Raw genomic sequence first — 17,778 nt, forward strand, 5'->3', positions numbered from 1 at the left:
CGCCCGATATAAGCTTCAGGCTGTTCAGATTTTGTTCAGGACAGCCTTTAACCGGTCATGCGGAGCGGGTATCATGCACACCCTTTTTTGCTGTCCCCGATCGACCTAACAAGCAGGCTCCAAGCAGGGAATCTTCATGTCCGCGGTACGCATCGGCCCCTACACCCTTCCGAATCGTCTGATTCTCGCGCCCATGGCCGGCGTGACCGATCGGCCGTTCCGTCGGTTGTGCCGCCAACTGGGCGCCGGGCTGGTCGTGTCGGAGATGGTTACCAGCGACATGCGCCTGTGGAGCAGCCGCAAATCGCGCCTGCGCATGCTCCACGAGGGCGATCCGGAGCCACGCTCCGTGCAGATCGCCGGAGGCGACCCGCAAATGCTGGCCGACGCCGCGGCCCGCAACGTCGAGCTCGGTGCGCAGATCATCGACATCAACATGGGCTGTCCCGCCAAGAAGGTCTGCAACAAGGCCGCCGGCTCCGCGCTCATGAAAGATGAACAACTGGTCGCTCAGATCCTCGAGGCTGTTGTCGCAGCGGTCGAGGTTCCGGTGACCCTGAAGATCCGCACCGGATGGGACCGCGAGAACAGGAACGGCCTGCGGGTCGCGAAGATCGCGGAACAATCGGGTATCGCAGCACTGGCGGTCCATGGCCGTACGCGCGCCGACCTCTATACCGGTGAAGCGGAATACGAAACCATCGCTCGCATCAAGCAAGCCCTTTCGATCCCCGTATTCGCCAACGGCGACATCGACTCGCCACACAAGGCCCGAGAGGTGCTCAACTTCACCGGAGCCGATGCGCTGCTCATCGGCCGAGCCGCTCAAGGCAGGCCGTGGATCTTCCGGGAGATCGACCATTTCCTCAGCACGGGCGAACCCTTGCCGGCGCCCGGGCTGGATGAGATCGAGCAGGTTCTGCTCGATCACCTGGAGGCGCTGTACGCCTTCTATGGCGACGTGATGGGCGTTCGCATCGCGCGCAAGCACGTCAGCTGGTATCTCGCTACACAACCGGGGGCACGGGAATACCGGGGCCGATTCAATTGTTTGGAAGACAGGGATGCGCAATGCGCCAGCGTCCGGGACTTTTTCGCCGAACGCCGTACACGCCCTGGCTCAGGGGATGAAACAGGGGTGGCTGCATGACGCTACTGAATGAAACATTGGCTATTGGAACAACGTCCGTGAGCGACAACGTGAACCTCAAGCAGCACTTGAACACCCCGAGCGAAGCAGGCCAGACACTGCGCGGGAGTGTGGAGAAAGCGCTGCACAACTACTTTGCCCACCTCGAAGGCGCTGACGTCACGGACGTTTATAACCTGGTGCTTTCGGAGGTCGAGGCCCCCCTGCTTGAAACCGTGATGACCTACGTCAAGGGCAACCAGACCAAGGCCTCCGAGCTGCTGGGGCTCAATCGCGGCACCCTGCGCAAGAAACTCAAGCAGTACGACCTTCTCTGACGCGGCAGTGGGCTCCGGCGGGCGCGGCTGCAGCACCGGGTCCTGTCTGCCGGGCCCTCCGCCAGCAGCCCGTAGCTCTTAGGAAAACTCTATGACCGACCAAAGCACCCGCCTTCCCGTCCGCCGCGCGCTGATCAGCGTGTCCGACAAGACCGGCGTCGTCGATTTCGCCCGTGAACTCTCCGCACTAGGCGTCGAGATCCTGTCCACCGGCGGCACCTTCAAGCTGCTACGCGAAAACGCCATCGATGCGATCGAAGTCGCGGACTACACGGGTTTTCCAGAGATGATGGACGGGCGAGTCAAAACGCTGCACCCCAAGATCCACGGCGGCATTCTCGGTCGGCGCGAACTGGACGCCGAAGTGATGAGCGAGCACGACATCAAGCCTATCGACCTGGTCGCGGTTAACCTGTATCCCTTTGCCGCCACCGTAGCCAAGCCAGGCTGCACGCTCGCCGACGCCATCGAGAACATCGATATCGGCGGCCCCACAATGGTGCGCAGCGCTGCGAAGAACCACAAGGATGTCGCCATCGTGGTCAATGCCGGCGACTATGCCCAGGTCCTGGAGAATCTGCGCAGCGGTGGTCTGACCTATGCACAGCGCTTCGACCTCGCGCTCAAAGCGTTCGAGCACACGGCAGCCTACGACGGCATGATCGCCAACTACCTGGGTACCGTTGACCAGAGCGCGCCCACCCTTTCGACCGAAGGCCGCAGCCCGCTGCCGCGCACCTTCACCACCCAGTTCGTCAAAGCCCAGGACATGCGCTACGGCGAAAATCCGCACCAGATTGCCGCCTTCTATGTGGAAACGCCCGACGAAGCCTGCGTCGCCACGGCGCGCCAACTGCAGGGCAAGGAGCTCTCGTTCAACAATGTGGCGGACACCGACGCGGCGCTGGAGTGCGTCAAGAGCTTCGTCAAGCCCGCTTGCGTTATCGTCAAGCATGCCAACCCCTGTGGCGTCGCGGTCGTTCCGGAGAACGAAGGCGGCATTCGCAAAGCCTACGAGCTGGCCTACGCCACCGACAGCGAATCGGCGTTCGGCGGCATCATCGCCTTCAACCGCGAACTCGACGGCGACACTGCCAGGGCGATCGTCGAACGTCAGTTCGTCGAAGTCATCATCGCGCCGAGTATTTCGGCGCAAGCGCGCGAAGCGGTCGCTGCCAAGGCCAACGTGCGTCTGCTCGAATGCGGCCAGTGGCCGACCGACCGCGCGCCGGGCTGGGACTTCAAGCGCGTCAATGGTGGGTTGCTGGTCCAGAGCCGCGACATCGGCATGATCACCGAAGCCGACCTCAAGGTGGTCACCCAACGCGCCCCGACCGAACAGGAAATTCATGACCTGATCTTCGCCTGGAAGGTCGCCAAGTTCGTCAAGTCCAATGCCATCGTCTATGCAAAGAATCGCCAGACCGTCGGGGTGGGTGCAGGCCAGATGAGCCGGGTCAATTCGGCGCGAATTGCCGCGATCAAGGCCGAACATGCCGGCCTTTCGGTGCCTGGCGCCGTGATGGCTAGTGATGCGTTCTTCCCCTTCCGCGATGGTATCGACAACGCAGCGAAAGCCGGCATCACCGCCGTGATCCAGCCGGGCGGCTCCATGCGTGACCCCGAGGTAATCGCGGCGGCCGACGAAGCCGGCATCGCCATGGTCTTCACGGGCATGCGCCATTTCAGGCACTGAAGCCGGCAGCTTGAGCGGGTCGCTGACGCCTGAAGCCTTGTCGCTTTCGGCTACCAGCCTCCCGCTTCGCGCTCCGGCTCTCGAAGAGAGAGCTATTCATGAATGTATTGATCATCGGCAGCGGCGGGCGCGAGCACGCGCTGGCCTGGAAAGTCGCGCAGGACAGCCGTGTCGAGAAGGTCTTCGTTGCGCCTGGCAATGCCGGCACCGCGACCGAAGCCAAATGCGAAAACGTGGCGATCGACGTCCTCGACATCGAACGTCTGGCCGATTTCGCCCAGGCTAACGTGCAGCTCACTATCGTCGGCCCCGAAGCGCCACTCGTGAATGGCGTCGTCGACCTGTTCCAGGCCCGCGGCCTGGATTGCTTCGGCCCGACCGCAGCCGCCGCACAGCTCGAAGGCTCCAAGGCCTTCACCAAGGATTTCCTCGCCCGTCACCGCATCCCCACAGCCGCCTACCAAAACTTCACCGAAGTCGAGCCCGCACTGGCGTACCTGCATGAAAAGGGCGCGCCTATCGTCATCAAGGCGGACGGCCTGGCAGCGGGTAAGGGCGTGATCGTTGCCATGACCTTGGCGGAAGCCGAGGATGCGGTGCGTGACATGCTCTCGGGCAACGCGTTTGGCGACGCCGGGGCCCGCGTGGTCATCGAAGAATTCCTCGAGGGCGAGGAAGCCAGCTTCATCGTCATGGTCGATGGCAAGAACGTGCTGCCCATGGCCACCAGCCAGGACCACAAGCGGGTCGGCGACGGCGACACAGGCCCCAACACGGGCGGCATGGGAGCCTATTCACCGGCGCCGGTTGTGACGTCCGAGGTCCATCAGCGTGTTATGGATGAGGTCATCTGGCCAACCGTCCGGGGCATGGAGGCCGAAGGCAACCTGTATACCGGCTTTCTCTACGCGGGCTTGATGATCGACCGTAGCGGCGCGCCCAAGGTTATCGAGTTCAACTGCCGGTTCGGTGATCCCGAGACGCAGCCCATCATGCTGCGCCTGCAGTCGAGCCTGGTTCTGCTGGTTGAAGCGGCACTGGCCAAGGCGCTGGACAAAGTCGAGGCCCAGTGGGATCCGCGGCCCAGTCTAGGGGTGGTGCTGGCCGCTGGTGGCTATCCTGGCGATTATGCGAAAGGCGCCGCCATTCAGGGTCTGGACGCAGCAGCCCAACTGAACGGCAAGGTCTTCCATGCCGGCACAGCGCTCGCGAACGGGCAAGTGACCACCGCAGGCGGACGTGTCCTCTGCGCCACCGCCCTGGGCGAGACAGTATCCGCCGCGCAGCAGAACGCCTATGCCCTGGCGGCTCGCATCGAGTGGCCGGGGCACTTCTACCGGCACGATATCGGCTATCGCGCAATTGCTCGCGAACAAGGATTCAGCTGACCGTTACGGCCCCTCATGTGCGCCCGGTCAGATACACCGTGGCGCCCATTACAGGGGTTCGTCCGCATGGCTATAATCTGCCGTCACACAGATGAAGGGATTTCAATCGTGCGTCGACTCGGGGTCGCCATTGCGTTTGCCTTCGGTCTGTTGCTGTTCGCTCTGGGTGCGCAGCCTTCGCTTGCCGCGTCCACTGAACCCGGCGAAACCGTCGCTCAATTGACGGAGTCCGATCCGCCCACACAACCCAACTGGCGCATGCTGATTGACCAGTCAGGGCGCCTGACGCTCGATGAGGTCGTGGCGCAACGCGCCCTGTTTCAGCGCATCGAGAAACGCTCCTACAGCGCTCCTGCCAGTGACAATGCGGTCTGGATACAGGTCAGCCTGCCTCCATACAGCGAACCCCACTGGCTGTGGTTCTTCGCACCGCGCGTGCAATACCTCGACTTTTACCTGTTGCGAGATGGCCAGCTCGAGCAAGTCGTGGAAACCGGCGAATTGCGCCCTCTGGAATCGCGGCCTTTACCAGCACGTGCCTACCTGTTCAACGTCCCGAACGATAACGTGACGCGTGAGGCCTACATCCGGCTGCACTCCTCGCATCCGATCATGGCGTGGTTCTTCACCGTCGATGAACGCCAGCTGGTCGAACACGCCCGCCCCGCATACTTGTTCGGCGCACTCTTCGGCGCGCTTGCGCTGCTGATGATCTACAACCTGCTGCGCTTCGCCTATACCTTTACCTATAGCCACATCTGGCTCGCGCTGCTGCATGGCGCCCTGCTCTGCTGCGCGGTAGCCAACCTCGGTCTGCTGGCGGTCTGGTCGCCGAAGCTCATCTACAGCCAGCCGATGGTAGCGGACATGTCGGCGATGCTGGCCTGTATCTCCATCCTGGTGTTTACCCTGGGCTTCTTCCAGCCCCGCCGCAAACCCTGGGTCAACTGGCTGCTGGGGCTGCAGATCGCTGTAGTGGTGGTGGTCGCGACGCTCATCCTGACCACGGGCCAGTTCTGGTACAGCTGGCTGATCTACTCGCTGGTGCTGATCGCGGCCCTCAGTGTCACGGGCGTTGCCTTCCATTACTGGCGTCAGGGCTACGACCCAGCCCGTCTGCTGGTCGCCGGCATGCTGTTGTTCGATGCCGGTTTCATATCGGTCTTCCCGATCCTGCTCGGCTTCAATCAGGTAGACCCAGACTGGCTGACCGGCGTGGTGTTCAGTGTGGCGACCTGCTCCGGATTGATCCTGAGCTTCGCCCTGCTCGAACGGCAGCGGCAGATCCAGGCCGACACCCGCTCGCAGCACACCGCGGCGGCCGTAACCAGTGCTGAACTGCGGACCAAAGCCGACTTCCTAGCCAAGATCAGCCACGAAATCCGTACGCCGATGAATGGCGTGCTCGGCATGAGCGAACTGCTACTCGGCACCTCGCTATCGGCGAAACAGCGCGACTACGTACAGACGATCCATAGCTCCGGCAACGAGCTGCTCAACCTGATCAACGAGATTCTGGACATTTCAAAACTAGAATCCGGCCAGATCGAGCTCGACGACGTCCAGTTCGACCTCAACGCGCTGATCGAAGACTGCCTGGGCATCTTCCGGGCCAAGGCCGAGCAGCAGAAAGTGGAGCTCATCAGCTTCGTCCAGCCGCAGATTCCTCATGTCGTCTCCGGCGACCCGACTCGACTGCGCCAGGCCTTGCTCAATCTGTTGGAGAACGCGTTCAAACAGACCGAGGAGGGCGAGGTGTTGCTGATAGCCGCCGTGGATGATGCCGACGCGGGGAAACCCCGATTGCGTATCACCGTGCAGGACAGTGGGCGTCCGCTGGAAAGCGAGGAGCGCGATGCCCTGCTCAACGCAGCGGTCGACAGCCGCGACTTCCTGGCAGCGACCTTCCACGGTGGCCGCCTGGGCCTGATCGTGGCGCGCCAGCTCGTCCACCTGATGGACGGCGAATTTGGCATCCAGACAGGAGGACTGACTGGAAACACGTTGTGGATCAGCCTGCCGCTCGATCCCGAATCCCTGATCCAGCCCGCGAATGACCTGGAAAGCCCGCTGCAAGGCGCTCGTCTGCTGGTCGTCGACGACAACGACACCTGCCGCAAGGTGCTTAGCCAGCAGTGCAGCAGCTGGGGGCTGGACGTCAGTGCCGTGGCGTCCGGCAAGGAGGCGCTGGCCTTGCTTCGCACAAAGGCCCACCTGAACGAGTATTTCGATGTCGTTCTCCTCGACCAGGACATGCCAGGAATGACCGGCATGCAACTGGCCAGCAAGATCAAGGAGGATTTCAGCCTCAACCACGACATTCTGCTGATCATGCTCACCGGGATGAGTACCGCCCCAAGCAAGATCATCGCGCGCAATGCGGGCATCAAGCGCATCCTCGCCAAGCCGGTCGCCGGCTACACGCTCAAGACCACGCTGGCGGACGAGCTCGCGCGACGCAGCAGTGCCAGCAGCAGTTGGCCCACCACCACGCAGGCCAGCGCGCCGCTTGCCGTACCGGAAGATTTCAAGATCCTGGTTGCCGAGGACAACACCATCTCGACCAAGGTGATCCGCGGCATGCTCAACAAGCTCAACCTCAAGCCGGACACCGCGAGCAATGGCGAAGAGGCGTTGGCCGCCATCAAGGCACAGCCTTACGACCTGGTTCTCATGGATTGCGAAATGCCGGTCATGGACGGCTTCCAGGCGACCGCCCTCCTGCGTGAATGGGAGGCCAGCACAGGCCGTCCCCGCACCCCGGTCGTGGCGCTCACCGCGCACATCCTCAGTGAGCATCGGGAGCGCGCGCGAGAAGCGGGCATGGACGGTCACATGGCCAAGCCGGTAGAAATGTCGCAGCTGCGCGAACTGATCGAGCACTGGGTCGAGGCCCGCAGTGCTCGTCACGCATGAGTGGTGCGGCTGCTCAGTCCCGCCGAGGCGTGATGTCCGAGATCACGAAAAGGCTTTCTGGCTGGGCCGGCATGCGCGAGCCCGGCATCTGCAAGTCCTGCGCCGGCACCCCGTAGCTCATCTCACGGGTCAGCATGATGAGCGCCTGTTTGAGCAGTTCGATTGCCAGCCGCTCACCCGGACATCGGTGCCCGGTTCGCACGTCACCACCCCCTTGGGTAATGAAATTGAACGCGCCGCCATCCCATTCGGCGAAGCGCTCGGGCCGGAACTGTTCCGGGTCGTCCCACAGACGCGGGTCCCGATTGGTCCCATAAAGGTCCAGCAGCACACGTGTGCCCTTGGGGAACCGATAACCTCGCCACTCGAAGTCGGTCCGCACGCGCGCGGCGGTGAAGGGAAAGAACGCATGCAAACGTCGAACCTCCTGAGCAAAAGGCTCGAGCATCGCATCGTCGCTTTGCAACCGCTCACGCCAATGCGGGTGAGCCAGCAGCTCCATGGCCGCATAAATGACGAAGCGGGACACGGCGACCGTCGGCCGCAGGAGGTTGAGCAGTTCGACCGCCGCGACACGCTCATCGAGCAAGGCGCCTTCTGGATCGCGGTGTGTGGCGACGACCGCAAGCGCGCAGGTCGGCTCGATAGTCAGCTGACCGCGGCGTACCTGCGCGATCATCTCGCCAACCCAAGCCTCGGCTTCACGGCGCGCCTTGCGGGCCTTCCAGTGCCGTGCGCCGACACCACCGGCTCCGTCGATCATCGCGGCCAACTGGTCGCGACGGTGCAGCACGTCGGCGTCTGCAAGCGGTACACCGGCCCACTGGCAGACTGCCCGCGTCATGATCGCCTGTACTTCAGGCAGCAGTGTAACGCGCTCTTGCAGCGCCCAGCTGCCGATCGCGCACCGCCAGTGGGCCGCAGCCAGTCGAACCATGTGCTCGACAGCCCGCTCATCCAACAGACCAAGAAACAGCGATTTGCGATGCCGATGCGCCTGGTCATCAAGGCCCTGGACACCGCCCCGGCCGAACAGCGTCTTCTGCAACATTCGCGGCGCAGCACGCTCGCGCTGGAAGCGTGTCTCGTCATAGAACAGCCTGGCCGCTTCCTCACCACTCATGCAGATGGTGTTCTGCATCAGCAAGCGCACCTGGAAGACATCGGTATTCAGCCGCCGACAGCGCTCCGGGATGAACGAGTACCCCTCTCCCAGCAGCGCCAGCGAACGCTCGACGTGCCCCTCTCGCGGGATATCCGGCATGACCACCTCCACAATGTTCGGTATAGCGGTGGACAGCGGTCGGCTCGTCGGGTGCCCGCCTCCTGTCCAGGTCGATGGAATGAACAAATCGCGCGTTGCGCTGCCGATAATCAGAACGGCCCAACAGTCCGTCAGGCGCGAATCCCGGTTGATCGGCCCATTCTCAGACCAAGCGCGCCGTCGCCAAGGAGCCCATCCGCATGATGAAGAGGAGCGATGCCGCCTGGACAGTCGTCGGCATCACCGCAGTGCTACTTTCCGGCTACCTGCTGTACCACGAGATCCGTAACCTCTCGTTGAGCGAACTGACCGACAGTCTCGCGGCCATCAGTTATCGCAACTGGATATTGGCGGGGCTGGCGACACTGGGTGCCTACGTCGCGCTGGCCTGGTACGACCGCATCGCCATCGCCCACCTGGGCCGCAGGATATCCTGGTGGTTCATTACCCTGTGCTCGTTCACCACCTATGCCTTGGCACACAATATCGGCGCCTCGGTGTTTTCCGGGGCGGTCGTCCGATACCGCGCGTACAGGAGCAAAGGGCTGACCCCGAACGAGATCGGTGTGCTCATCGTGTTCTGCTCGCTCACCTTCTTTCTCGGTACGCTGCTGGCCGGCGGCGCCGTGCTGATGCTGCGCCCGGACCTGCTGAACCGGGTGGTCGACGCCGACCCCTGGTGGTCACTGGCGATCGGCGCGGGGCTGTTGAGCCTGGTCGCGCTTTATGTCTTCGGGGCCTGGCGGCACCTGCCTCCACTGCAGCTGGGTAAATGGCGGATCGAATATCCGCGTCTGCCTATCGTGGGCAGACAGCTGATGGCGGCGCCATTGGAGCTGCTGTGTGCCGCAGCGATCATCTACTTCGCGCTCCCGGCGGCTGGCAATCCCGGATATCTCGTGGTGCTTGGAGTGTTCCTTGCGTCCTTTTCGCTGGCGTTGCTGTCCCACGCCCCCGGTGGCCTCGGCGTGCTCGAGGTGACCTTTCTCGCGGCAATGCCGGAATTGCCGACAGCCGACGTGCTGGCGGCACTGATCGTGTTCCGGGCCCTGTACCTGCTCCTGCCTTTTGCACTGGCGATTCTCGTCGTTGCGGGCTTCGAATCGAGCCAATGGGCCGGGCGCCGCCGAAAGGGCACCGACACGCATCCGTAAAGTCCTGTCACAACGCGGTATGGTCAAGTGCCCATGCGCGGGCGATCATGCGCGCTCTTCCCGTACGAATCGAACGACATGAGTGAATTCCGCGACAAGCAGGCCCATCCCGAACAAGCCAAACCCGAGCGAAGGCCGCGCCCATTGGTCGACCTGGTCATCAGCATCGTGATTCCTTCGCTGATCCTGATGAAACTGAGCGGCGAGGACCGTCTTGGCGCTGACGGCGCCTTGCTGCTGGCCTTGGCGTTTCCGTTGGGGTGGGGGGTGTTCGAGCGAATCCGCCATCGCACCTTCAATTGGATCGCGGTGCTTGGCCTGGTCAGCGTTCTGCTCACGGGCGGGATCGGCCTGCTGCAACTGGACCCGGAATGGCTGGCGATCAAGGAAGCGGCGATACCAGGCATCATCGGTGTCGCCGTGCTGGCCTCGACGCGCACCCGCTTCCCGCTGATCCGCACACTGCTCTACAACCCCAACGTGCTGAACGTCGAAAAGGTTCATGAACAGCTCATACGCCATGGTCAGGTCGAGCACTTCGAGACGCGTCTGCTGCGTGCCACCTACTGGCTCAGCGCGACCTTTTTCTTCTCGTCGTTCATGAACTACGTCTTGGCGAAATGGATCGTGCGCAGCCCCGCCGGCAGCGAGGCCTTCAACGCGGAGCTGGGCAGGATGACGCTGCTCAGCTATCCGATGATCGCCATTCCGAGCATGGTGATGATGATGGGCATCTTCTACTACCTCTGGCGCACCATTCACGGCCTGACCGGCTTGCGGCTGGAAGATATCCTTGCGAACCAGCGCCAGGAGCGCTGAAACCTCTGATCAGGCCGATACCAGCAGCATCCAGGCGGGCAGCGTAATCGCCGCCAGCACCGTGGACAGAAACACGGTCGAACTCACCGGACGGATGTCGTCCGGATTGACCGCGAAGGCCAGCACGTTCACACCGGAAGGGCATGCTGCCAGCAACACCAGGACGCTACGCGCCTCGCTTCCGATACCGGGCAAGAGGCCGCTAAGCCACCAGACCATCAGCGGGAAAAGGCCCAGTTTGATCGCGGTCAACACCAGACCCGAGAGGCTTGGGCGAAGCCGAAAACGTGACAGGCTGGTGCCTAGAACGATCAGCGCGCACGGTAGCGCGGCCTGCGCCAGCCAGTCGGCCATACGCCAAATGGGTTGAGGAAGCTCCAAGCCCGAGAGGTTCAGCGCGGCGCCCAACAGCAGACCGATGATCAGCGGGTTGGCCAGATTCTTGAGCAAGGCCCCGCCACTGATCTTCTGACCCGAGCCGAAGGCGCTGTAGAAGCTCTGCAGCGAGAACAGAATCAGGCTGTGAAAGACGAGGATCGAGAACACGTAGACCAGGCTGTGCGAACCAAGCAAGGTCGTGACCAGCGGGATGCCGACCAGCACGTTGTTCGAATAGGCGGCCGTAAGCCCCAGGGGCGACGCCCTACCCTGCATCCGATGGGCCACCAGCGAAACCCCGACGAAAACGGCCAGCACGGGGCCGAAATAGCCCAGCAGCAACATGGGCGACATGCCGTTCCCGAGATCCGCCCGAGCGATACCCGTGAACAGCACTGCCGGCATGAACAGCTTGAAGGTGATGCTCGCCAGGCCGTTGGCCGCTTCGCCCGTCAACCAGGCTCGTCGTCCCAGCACGAATCCGAGCATGATCAAACCGAAGATGGGAAGGATTGCCTGAAACACGACCACTGCACGAACTCCGGCGAGCGGCGCGGCCCGATGCCGCACTGCAAAAAGCCGCCAGAATAACCCGTCGCGGTCGCTACATCAGCTAGATGTTCGCCGTGCTCTACCCGGGCTGGGTGGGCACGTCAGGCCTGGGAATGGTGCACCGCTGCCTGGCGTGTCTCGCTGCGCTGAAGGGCGTCGAGCACGCCGGCGAGCTCCTCCCGCCAGTCATGCGTCGGGATACCGAAGGTGGACTCGAACTTGGAGCAGTCGAGTACCGACCACGCCGGGCGCCGGGCCGGAGTCGGGTATTGGGAGGTGGAAATGGAAGAGACCTTTGGCTCCTTGTCGAGCAGTCCCTTGGCGGCAGCTTGACGGAAGATCTCGACGGCGAAGTCGTACCAGGTGCATGGTGAGCGACCGCTGTAGTGATAAGTCCCCCACGCCAGGCGCTCCCCTTTTAGATGACGCTTTGCCAGTTCCAACAGCACCTCGGCAATGCTGGCCGCCGCTGTCGGGCAGCCATGCTGGTCAGCCACGACAGACAAGGCGTCGCGCTGGCGACCGAGGCGCAGCATCGTCTTGACGAAGTTGTGCCCATGAACGCCATAGACCCAGCTGGTCCGCAGAATCAGATGTTGCTGCAGCGCGGTCTGGATGACGCGTTCACCGGCGAGCTTGCTTTCGCCATAAACACCGGTCGGAGCGACCGCATCAGTTTCCTTATAGGGCTGGCGGGCTTCACCGGAGAACACATAATCCGTAGAAATATGCAGCAGGGGGATCGAGGCCCTCCGGCAAGCTTCGGCAAGGCTTGCGGCACCGTCTCGGTTGACGGCGTAAGCCTGCGCCGCGTTCGCTTCGGCGTTGTCTACGTGAGTATAAGCCGCCGCATTGATCACCAGGCCCGGGCCAAGGTTATGCACGGCGTCACAGACCGCTTCGGTCCGGGTGATATCGAGCTGCTCGCGCGTCATGCCGAGCGCCTCGAGGCCATATGTCCGAGCACGGTCGACCAATTCATGACCAACCTGGCCATTGGCACCGCAAACAAGGATTCGCATGGTATCGCCTCGTCGTAGGCCCGCTTCAACAAGCGGGATTGAAGAAACAGGTGGCACCGCGCTGCGCTACAACCAGCTAGCTAGCGCATGGCGTGCTTGGTTCAGGCCAAGATAAATCGCTTTTGTTCCCCTGGTGACAGGCGGGACCGCAATTATATTTTCGACTGCCTCGAAAGCCGGCCATTGGCCATACAAAACCCCGCTCCGGGCCGGTCGGGTCAGCGGGAGCCGAATGCTAACACAGGTGAAACTAGAGCCCCTCGCCGCGGCCCAAACAAGGGAGGCCAAACAGGCCCCGTGATTGTAGACGCATCATTTGATACCCATTTGCTCGAGGAACGGTCATGCCCAGAGGCGACAAATCCAAGTATTCGGACAAGCAGCAACGCAAGGCGGAGCACATCGAGGAAAGCTACGAAAAACGCGGCGTATCCGAAAAGGAAGCCGAGGCGCGCGCCTGGGCCACAGTCAACAAGCAGTCCGGCGGCGGGGAGCGCAAGGGCTCCGGACGAAACAAGAGCGAAACAGCCAAACGGGCTGACCGCAAGGACTCCGCCCATCGCGCCGCCGATGCTCGCAAAGGCGACTCGCCCAACAAGGGCTCTGCGCGCAATAAGGGTGGGGGCAGTACATCGCTTTCGGACATGACGCGCGATGAACTGATGCAGAAGGCGCGGGATCGCGACGTTAAAGGTCGTTCGCGGATGCGCAAGGACGAACTGATAAAGGCGTTGTCCTGAGGAGACTCCGCATGCAAGAGCCTGATCCACGCGACGACGGTACGCCCAGCCCGGTTCCGCCCCCCGAACAAAAGGAGCCAGGCGACCCCGTGCCCATCGAAGAGCCGGGCGGCGATGGCAGCGGGCCTGATGAATCGCACAAGCACTAAACTTTCCGCGCCCTCGCCCATCACAACTAACGGCCCAGCGAGACGCCCCAGGCGCACCGGCCAACAGAAGGATCAACAGGAAACGAATCCAGGAGACCGTGATGAGCTACGTACAACTCAGCGATAAACAAACCTTGCGCGAACGTGCACGCCAGCATGTCGAAAACGGCGCCGTGACAGAAAGCTATTCGGCCGATCGCGAGACAGTCATCAACTTGCTCAACGAAGCGCTGGCGACCGAGCTGGTCTGCTATCTGCGCTACAAGCGTCACTACTATATGGCGACCGGCCTGAAATCGAGCGTCGCCGCGGAAGAGTTCCTCGAACACGCCAATGAGGAACAGGAACACGCCGACCGACTTGCCGAACGCATCGTGCAACTGGGCGGCGAGCCCGACTTCAACCCCGACACCCTGACCGAACGGGCCCATGCGCAATATGCCGAGGGCAACGGTCTTCGCGACATGGTCTTCGAAAACCTGGTCGCCGAGCGCATCGCAATCGACAGCTATCGGGAGATCGTTCAATACATCGGCGACAAGGATCCGACCACCCGCCGGATCTTCGAGGACATCCTCGCCCAGGAAGAGGAGCATGCAGACGACATGGCTGGCCTGCTCGACGGGATGAACTGATGGCCGCAACCAGGGCAAAAGGTTGCCACGCAGCCAGATAAAAAAAGGCCACCCGAGGGTGGCCTGATAATTCAAGGAAGGAGAGTTGTTGCTCAGCCGGCGGCTGCCGGGCGCATATAGGAGATCGGTGCGGTCTGGGAATCATCGAACGTGACCATTTCCCACGCGTCTTTCTGGTCCATCAGAGTGCGCAGCAAGCGGTTGTTCAATGCATGTCCGGATTTATAGCCGCGGAATTCGCCGATCAGACTGGTTCCCAACAAATATAGATCACCGATAGCATCGAGAATCTTGTGCTTGACGAATTCGTCCTCGTACCGAAGGCCATCTTCGTTCAGCACGTGATCTTCGTCGACCACGATTGCGTTCTCCACGCTGCCCCCCAGGGCCAGGTTGTGCGAGCGGAGAAATTCGATATCGCGCATGAACCCGAAGGTCCGCGCACGGCTCACTTCCTTAACGAAGGAAGTGCTCGAAAAGTCCACGCTGGCGGTCTGGGTGCGCCCGCGGAAAACCGGGTGGTCGAAGTCGATCTCGAAACTCACCTTGAAGCCTTCGAATGGTAGGAAGGTGGCGCGCTTGTCACCGTCTTCCACCGTGACTTCACGGATGATGCGGATGAACTTCTTCGGGGCGTCCTGCTCCTGCAGTCCGGCTGATTGAATCAAGAACACGAAAGGACCGGCACTACCGTCCATGATCGGCACTTCCGAAGCGGAAAGCTCGACATAGGCGTTGTCGATCCCAAGCCCGGCCATGGCCGAGAGCAGATGCTCCACCGTGTCAACCTTGACGTCGCCGCTGATCAGCGTCGTCGACATGGTGGTCTCGCCGACGTTTTCAGCCCGTGCAGCGATCTCCACGGACGGATTGAGGTCGGTGCGACAGAACACGATACCCGTGTCCACCGGTGCCGGCTTCAGGGTGAGGTAAACCTTTTCCCCCGAATGCAGGCCGACGCCCGTGGCGCGAATGATGTTCTTCAGTGTGCGTTGTCTGATCATGGCTTGAGTTCGCTATTGCGCTGTTGCGAATGGTTTCCAACAAATGCGGCGATCATAGCAGAACCCCACTTTGCTGAATACCAATCGATCCAATCATGTTGATATAGCCTATCAATCAGCCTGACGACGCAGGAACGCCGGAATGTCCAAATAGTCTAGGTCCTCTTGAGGATTCATCTTGGCGGCAGTGGCGGCCGCATGGGCCTGGTTGCGCATGACCGTTGGGCGCTCCAGATCGCGGTAGTTCACGGCCGATTGCTCTTGGCGAGCCGCCGGAACGGCTTGCGGGGCGACCGCTGCGGTCTGCAGAGTATTGTCCACGACCTTGACCGGCTTCTCGTTGCGCGGTCCCAGACCGGTGGCCACGACCGTGACGTGCAGTTCGTCGAGCATGTCCGGGTCGATCACCGCACCGACCTTGACGGTCGCTTCGTCAGAGGCGAAGGCCTCGATGATCTCGCCGACAGCGGCGTACTCGCCCAGCGACAGGTCCAGACCAGCTGTGATGTTGACCAGAATGCCCCGCGCGCCCTGCAGGTTCACGTCTTCGAGCAGCGGATTGCGAATCGCGGCCTCGGTCGCCTCGCGGGCGCGGTTCGGGCCGGTGGAGCAGCCAGTACCCATCATCGCCATGCCCATCTCGCCCATCACGGTCTTGACGTCAGCGAAGTCGACGTTCATCAGACCCGGACGCTGCATGATGTCGGAAATGCCACGAACCGCGCCGGTCAGCACGTCGTCGGCCTTGGCGAAGGCGGCCAGCAGGCTGGCGTCCTTGCCGAGGATGGTCAGCAGCTTCTCGTTGGGGATGGTGATCAGCGAGTCGACACATTCGGACAGCTGACGGATGCCCTCCTCGGCGACCTGCATACGGCGACGGCCTTCGAACGGGAACGGACGAGTCACGACCGCGACGGTCAGAATGCCCATTTCCTTCGCCACCGAGGCGATTACAGGCGCGGCGCCGGTACCGGTACCGCCGCCCATGCCGGTGGTGATGAACACCATGTCGGCTCCCTGGAGAACCTCGGCGATTCGCTCACGATCGTCCATCGCGGCCTGGCGGCCGATGTCCGGGTTGGTACCAGCACCTAGTCCTTTGGTGATGGTCGAGCCCAACTGCAACACGGTCCGTGCTTCGATCTTTTTCAGTGCCTGAGCGTCGGTGTTGGCGCAGATGAACTCCACACCCTCGACGTTGTTACGCACCATGTGATTGACGGCATTGCCGCCTCCGCCGCCAACGCCGATGACCTTGATCACTGCACTTTGCGGGGTATGGTCTACGAGTTCGAACATTTCCCTCTCTCCTCCAGCTTTCTAGTTTTGGTACTGCCGCTTTGCTCAGAAATTGCCCTGGATCCAGCTCTTCAAGCGGTCCACGACAGATGTTTTGGGTTCGTCGGCATATTGGCCGAGACCGGACATGGGGATGCCGTCGGCCTGCTTGCGCAAGCCGTAGAGCAACAGGCCCACGCCTGTTGAATAGATGGGGTTGCGGACGACGTCGGTCAGCCCTTCGAAACTGTGGGGGACGCCCAGGCGTACCGGCATATGGAAGATTTCCTCGGCCAGTTCGACGGCGCCCTCCATCTTCGCGGTACCGCCGGTCAGCACGATGCCGGCGGGCACCAGATCCTCGTAGCCGCTGCGCCGCAGCTCGGCCTGAATCAGCGTGAACAGCTCGTCATAACGTGGCTCCACCACTTCGGCCAGGGCCTGACGCGAGAGTTCCCGCGGCGGACGGTCGCCGACGCTCGGGACCTTGATCGTCTCGCCGGGGCCGGCCAGCTTGGCCAAGGCGCAGGCATAGCGGATCTTGATCTCTTCGGCGTACTGCGTCGGCGTGCGCAAGGCCATCGCGATATCGTTGGTGACCTGATCGCCCGCGATCGGGATCACCGCGGTGTGGCGAATGGCGCCTTCGGTAAAGATGCAGATATCGGTCGTGCCGCCACCGATGTCGACCAGGCAGACCCCCAGTTCCTTTTCGTCGTCGGTCAGCACCGCATGGGCCGACGCGAGCTGCTCGAGGATGATGTCGTCGACTTCCAGGCCGCAGCGGCGGACGCACTTCTCGATGTTCTGTGCCGCATTCACCGCGCAGGTCACCACGTGGACCTTGGCTTCGAGGCGGACGCCGGACATACCCAGCGGCTCACGCACGCCTTCCTGATTGTCGATCACGTAATCCTGCGGCAGCGTGTGCAACACGCGTTGGTCGGCCGGAATAGCCACGGCCTGGGCGGCGTCGAGCACACGTTCGAGGTCGGCATTGCTGACCTCGCGGTCGCGGATGGCGACGATGCCATGGGAGTTCAGGCTGCGGATGTGGTTGCCGGCCAGCCCGACGAAGGCCGAATGAATCCGGCATCCGGCCATCAGCTGCGCCTCTTCCACGGCGCGCTGAATCGACTGCACGGTGGACTCGATGTTGACCACCACGCCTTTCTTCAAGCCGCGCGACGGATGGGTGCCGATCCCGACGATCTCGAGTTCGCCATCCGCCGTGACCTCGCCGACCAACGCCACCACTTTGGAGGTGCCGATATCCAGGCCGACGATCATCTTGCCGCTTTGCACGCTAGACATGT

The 17,778-nt window shown here is 62.2% G+C and carries 16 protein-coding genes; 10 read left to right on the forward strand and 6 right to left on the reverse strand.

What is annotated here, in order from left to right; all coding sequences use genetic code 11:
• The first annotated feature begins 136 nt into the window (after positions 1-136).
• The 5 genes from dusB to MST27_RS19330 all read left to right on the forward strand — a co-directional run bounded on the left by dusB (position 137) and on the right by MST27_RS19330 (position 7,467).
• The gene (gene dusB / locus MST27_RS19310; RefSeq protein ID WP_243607548.1) at positions 137-1,150 is read left to right on the forward strand and encodes a tRNA dihydrouridine synthase DusB; all 1,014 of its coding nucleotides are present in this window, start codon (positions 137-139) and stop codon (positions 1,148-1,150) included.
• Entirely contained in the window at positions 1,147-1,467 is a 321-nt protein-coding gene (gene fis, locus MST27_RS19315) for a DNA-binding transcriptional regulator Fis (RefSeq protein ID WP_243607549.1), read from the forward strand. The genes dusB and fis overlap by 4 nt, the downstream gene beginning before the upstream one ends.
• 91 nt (positions 1,468-1,558) lie before the next feature.
• Entirely contained in the window at positions 1,559-3,163 is a 1,605-nt protein-coding gene (gene purH, locus MST27_RS19320) for a bifunctional phosphoribosylaminoimidazolecarboxamide formyltransferase/IMP cyclohydrolase (RefSeq protein WP_243607550.1), read from the forward strand.
• A 98-nt stretch (positions 3,164-3,261) separates the two neighbouring features.
• Complete coding sequence (gene purD / locus MST27_RS19325) at positions 3,262-4,551, forward strand: phosphoribosylamine--glycine ligase (RefSeq protein ID WP_243607551.1); 1,290 nt, start codon at positions 3,262-3,264, stop codon at positions 4,549-4,551.
• 108 nt (positions 4,552-4,659) lie between these two features.
• Complete coding sequence (locus MST27_RS19330) at positions 4,660-7,467, forward strand: hybrid sensor histidine kinase/response regulator (protein ID WP_338052461.1); 2,808 nt, start codon at positions 4,660-4,662, stop codon at positions 7,465-7,467.
• 13 nt (positions 7,468-7,480) lie between these two features.
• On the opposite strand, the gene MST27_RS19335 is transcribed toward MST27_RS19330, so the two are convergent.
• Complete coding sequence (locus MST27_RS19335; protein ID WP_243607552.1) at positions 7,481-8,731, reverse strand: cytochrome P450; 1,251 nt, start codon at positions 8,729-8,731, stop codon at positions 7,481-7,483.
• Between the two features lie 200 nt (positions 8,732-8,931).
• On the opposite strand from MST27_RS19335, the gene MST27_RS19340 reads away from it, so the two are divergent.
• Positions 8,932-9,885, forward strand: coding sequence for a lysylphosphatidylglycerol synthase transmembrane domain-containing protein (locus MST27_RS19340; RefSeq protein WP_243607553.1), 954 nt, complete (start codon positions 8,932-8,934; stop codon positions 9,883-9,885).
• A 78-nt stretch (positions 9,886-9,963) separates the two neighbouring features.
• The gene (locus MST27_RS19345) at positions 9,964-10,704 is read left to right on the forward strand and encodes a VC0807 family protein (RefSeq protein ID WP_243607554.1); all 741 of its coding nucleotides are present in this window, start codon (positions 9,964-9,966) and stop codon (positions 10,702-10,704) included.
• Positions 10,705-10,713: 9 nt separating this feature from the next.
• On the opposite strand, the gene MST27_RS19350 is transcribed toward MST27_RS19345, so the two are convergent.
• Positions 10,714-11,613 carry an AEC family transporter gene (locus MST27_RS19350; protein ID WP_243607555.1) on the reverse strand — a complete coding sequence of 300 codons (900 nt, stop codon included), beginning with the start codon at positions 11,611-11,613 and terminating at the stop codon, positions 10,714-10,716.
• 122 nt (positions 11,614-11,735) lie between these two features.
• On the reverse strand, positions 11,736-12,656 hold the full coding sequence (gene rfbD / locus MST27_RS19355) for a dTDP-4-dehydrorhamnose reductase (RefSeq protein ID WP_243607556.1): 921 nt from the start codon (positions 12,654-12,656) through the stop codon (positions 11,736-11,738).
• A gap of 344 nt (positions 12,657-13,000) precedes the next feature.
• On the opposite strand from rfbD, the gene MST27_RS19360 reads away from it, so the two are divergent.
• The 3 genes from MST27_RS19360 (at position 13,001) to MST27_RS19370 (ending at position 14,180) form a co-directional block, all read left to right on the forward strand.
• Positions 13,001-13,396 (forward strand): Rho termination factor N-terminal domain-containing protein, encoded by a 396-nt coding sequence (locus tag MST27_RS19360; RefSeq protein WP_243607557.1) that lies wholly within the window; start codon positions 13,001-13,003, stop codon positions 13,394-13,396.
• An 11-nt stretch (positions 13,397-13,407) separates the two neighbouring features.
• Positions 13,408-13,545 carry a hypothetical protein gene (locus tag MST27_RS19365; RefSeq protein ID WP_243607558.1) on the forward strand — a complete coding sequence of 46 codons (138 nt, stop codon included), beginning with the start codon at positions 13,408-13,410 and terminating at the stop codon, positions 13,543-13,545.
• 101 nt (positions 13,546-13,646) lie between these two features.
• Positions 13,647-14,180 (forward strand): ferritin-like domain-containing protein, encoded by a 534-nt coding sequence (locus MST27_RS19370; protein ID WP_243607559.1) that lies wholly within the window; start codon positions 13,647-13,649, stop codon positions 14,178-14,180.
• A 92-nt stretch (positions 14,181-14,272) separates the two neighbouring features.
• Here the strand turns inward: MST27_RS19370 and lpxC are convergent, their stop codons facing one another.
• From lpxC to ftsA, 3 genes are all read right to left on the reverse strand, one after another.
• Complete coding sequence (gene lpxC, locus MST27_RS19375; RefSeq protein ID WP_243607560.1) at positions 14,273-15,184, reverse strand: UDP-3-O-acyl-N-acetylglucosamine deacetylase; 912 nt, start codon at positions 15,182-15,184, stop codon at positions 14,273-14,275.
• Positions 15,185-15,295: 111 nt separating this feature from the next.
• On the reverse strand, positions 15,296-16,483 hold the full coding sequence (gene ftsZ / locus MST27_RS19380; protein WP_243607561.1) for a cell division protein FtsZ: 1,188 nt from the start codon (positions 16,481-16,483) through the stop codon (positions 15,296-15,298).
• 45 nt (positions 16,484-16,528) lie between these two features.
• Positions 16,529-17,776 (reverse strand): cell division protein FtsA, encoded by a 1,248-nt coding sequence (gene ftsA / locus MST27_RS19385; RefSeq protein WP_243607562.1) that lies wholly within the window; start codon positions 17,774-17,776, stop codon positions 16,529-16,531.
• Positions 17,777-17,778: the final 2 nt, after the last annotated feature.

Source organism: Stutzerimonas marianensis (assembly GCF_022810315.1).
GTDB lineage: Bacteria > Pseudomonadota > Gammaproteobacteria > Pseudomonadales > Pseudomonadaceae > Stutzerimonas > Stutzerimonas marianensis.

What these genes read in the sequence shown, in the direction of transcription:
- MST27_RS19340 (WP_243607553.1), top strand. Translation starts at nt 8,932, where the DNA reads ATGATGAAGAGGAGCGATGCCGCCTGGACAGTCGTCGGCATCACCGCA.
- purD (WP_243607551.1), top strand. Translation starts at nt 3,262, where the DNA reads ATGAATGTATTGATCATCGGCAGCGGCGGGCGCGAGCACGCGCTGGCC.
- ftsZ (WP_243607561.1), bottom strand. Translation starts at nt 16,483, where the DNA reads ATGTTCGAACTCGTAGACCATACCCCGCAAAGTGCAGTGATCAAGGTC.
- fis (WP_243607549.1), top strand. Translation starts at nt 1,147, where the DNA reads ATGACGCTACTGAATGAAACATTGGCTATTGGAACAACGTCCGTGAGC.
- dusB (WP_243607548.1), top strand. Translation starts at nt 137, where the DNA reads ATGTCCGCGGTACGCATCGGCCCCTACACCCTTCCGAATCGTCTGATT.
- MST27_RS19345 (WP_243607554.1), top strand. Translation starts at nt 9,964, where the DNA reads ATGAGTGAATTCCGCGACAAGCAGGCCCATCCCGAACAAGCCAAACCC.
- lpxC (WP_243607560.1), bottom strand. Translation starts at nt 15,184, where the DNA reads ATGATCAGACAACGCACACTGAAGAACATCATTCGCGCCACGGGCGTC.
- MST27_RS19360 (WP_243607557.1), top strand. Translation starts at nt 13,001, where the DNA reads ATGCCCAGAGGCGACAAATCCAAGTATTCGGACAAGCAGCAACGCAAG.
- rfbD (WP_243607556.1), bottom strand. Translation starts at nt 12,656, where the DNA reads ATGCGAATCCTTGTTTGCGGTGCCAATGGCCAGGTTGGTCATGAATTG.
- MST27_RS19335 (WP_243607552.1), bottom strand. Translation starts at nt 8,731, where the DNA reads ATGCCGGATATCCCGCGAGAGGGGCACGTCGAGCGTTCGCTGGCGCTG.
- ftsA (WP_243607562.1), bottom strand. Translation starts at nt 17,776, where the DNA reads ATGTCTAGCGTGCAAAGCGGCAAGATGATCGTCGGCCTGGATATCGGC.
- purH (WP_243607550.1), top strand. Translation starts at nt 1,559, where the DNA reads ATGACCGACCAAAGCACCCGCCTTCCCGTCCGCCGCGCGCTGATCAGC.
- MST27_RS19365 (WP_243607558.1), top strand. Translation starts at nt 13,408, where the DNA reads ATGCAAGAGCCTGATCCACGCGACGACGGTACGCCCAGCCCGGTTCCG.
- MST27_RS19370 (WP_243607559.1), top strand. Translation starts at nt 13,647, where the DNA reads ATGAGCTACGTACAACTCAGCGATAAACAAACCTTGCGCGAACGTGCA.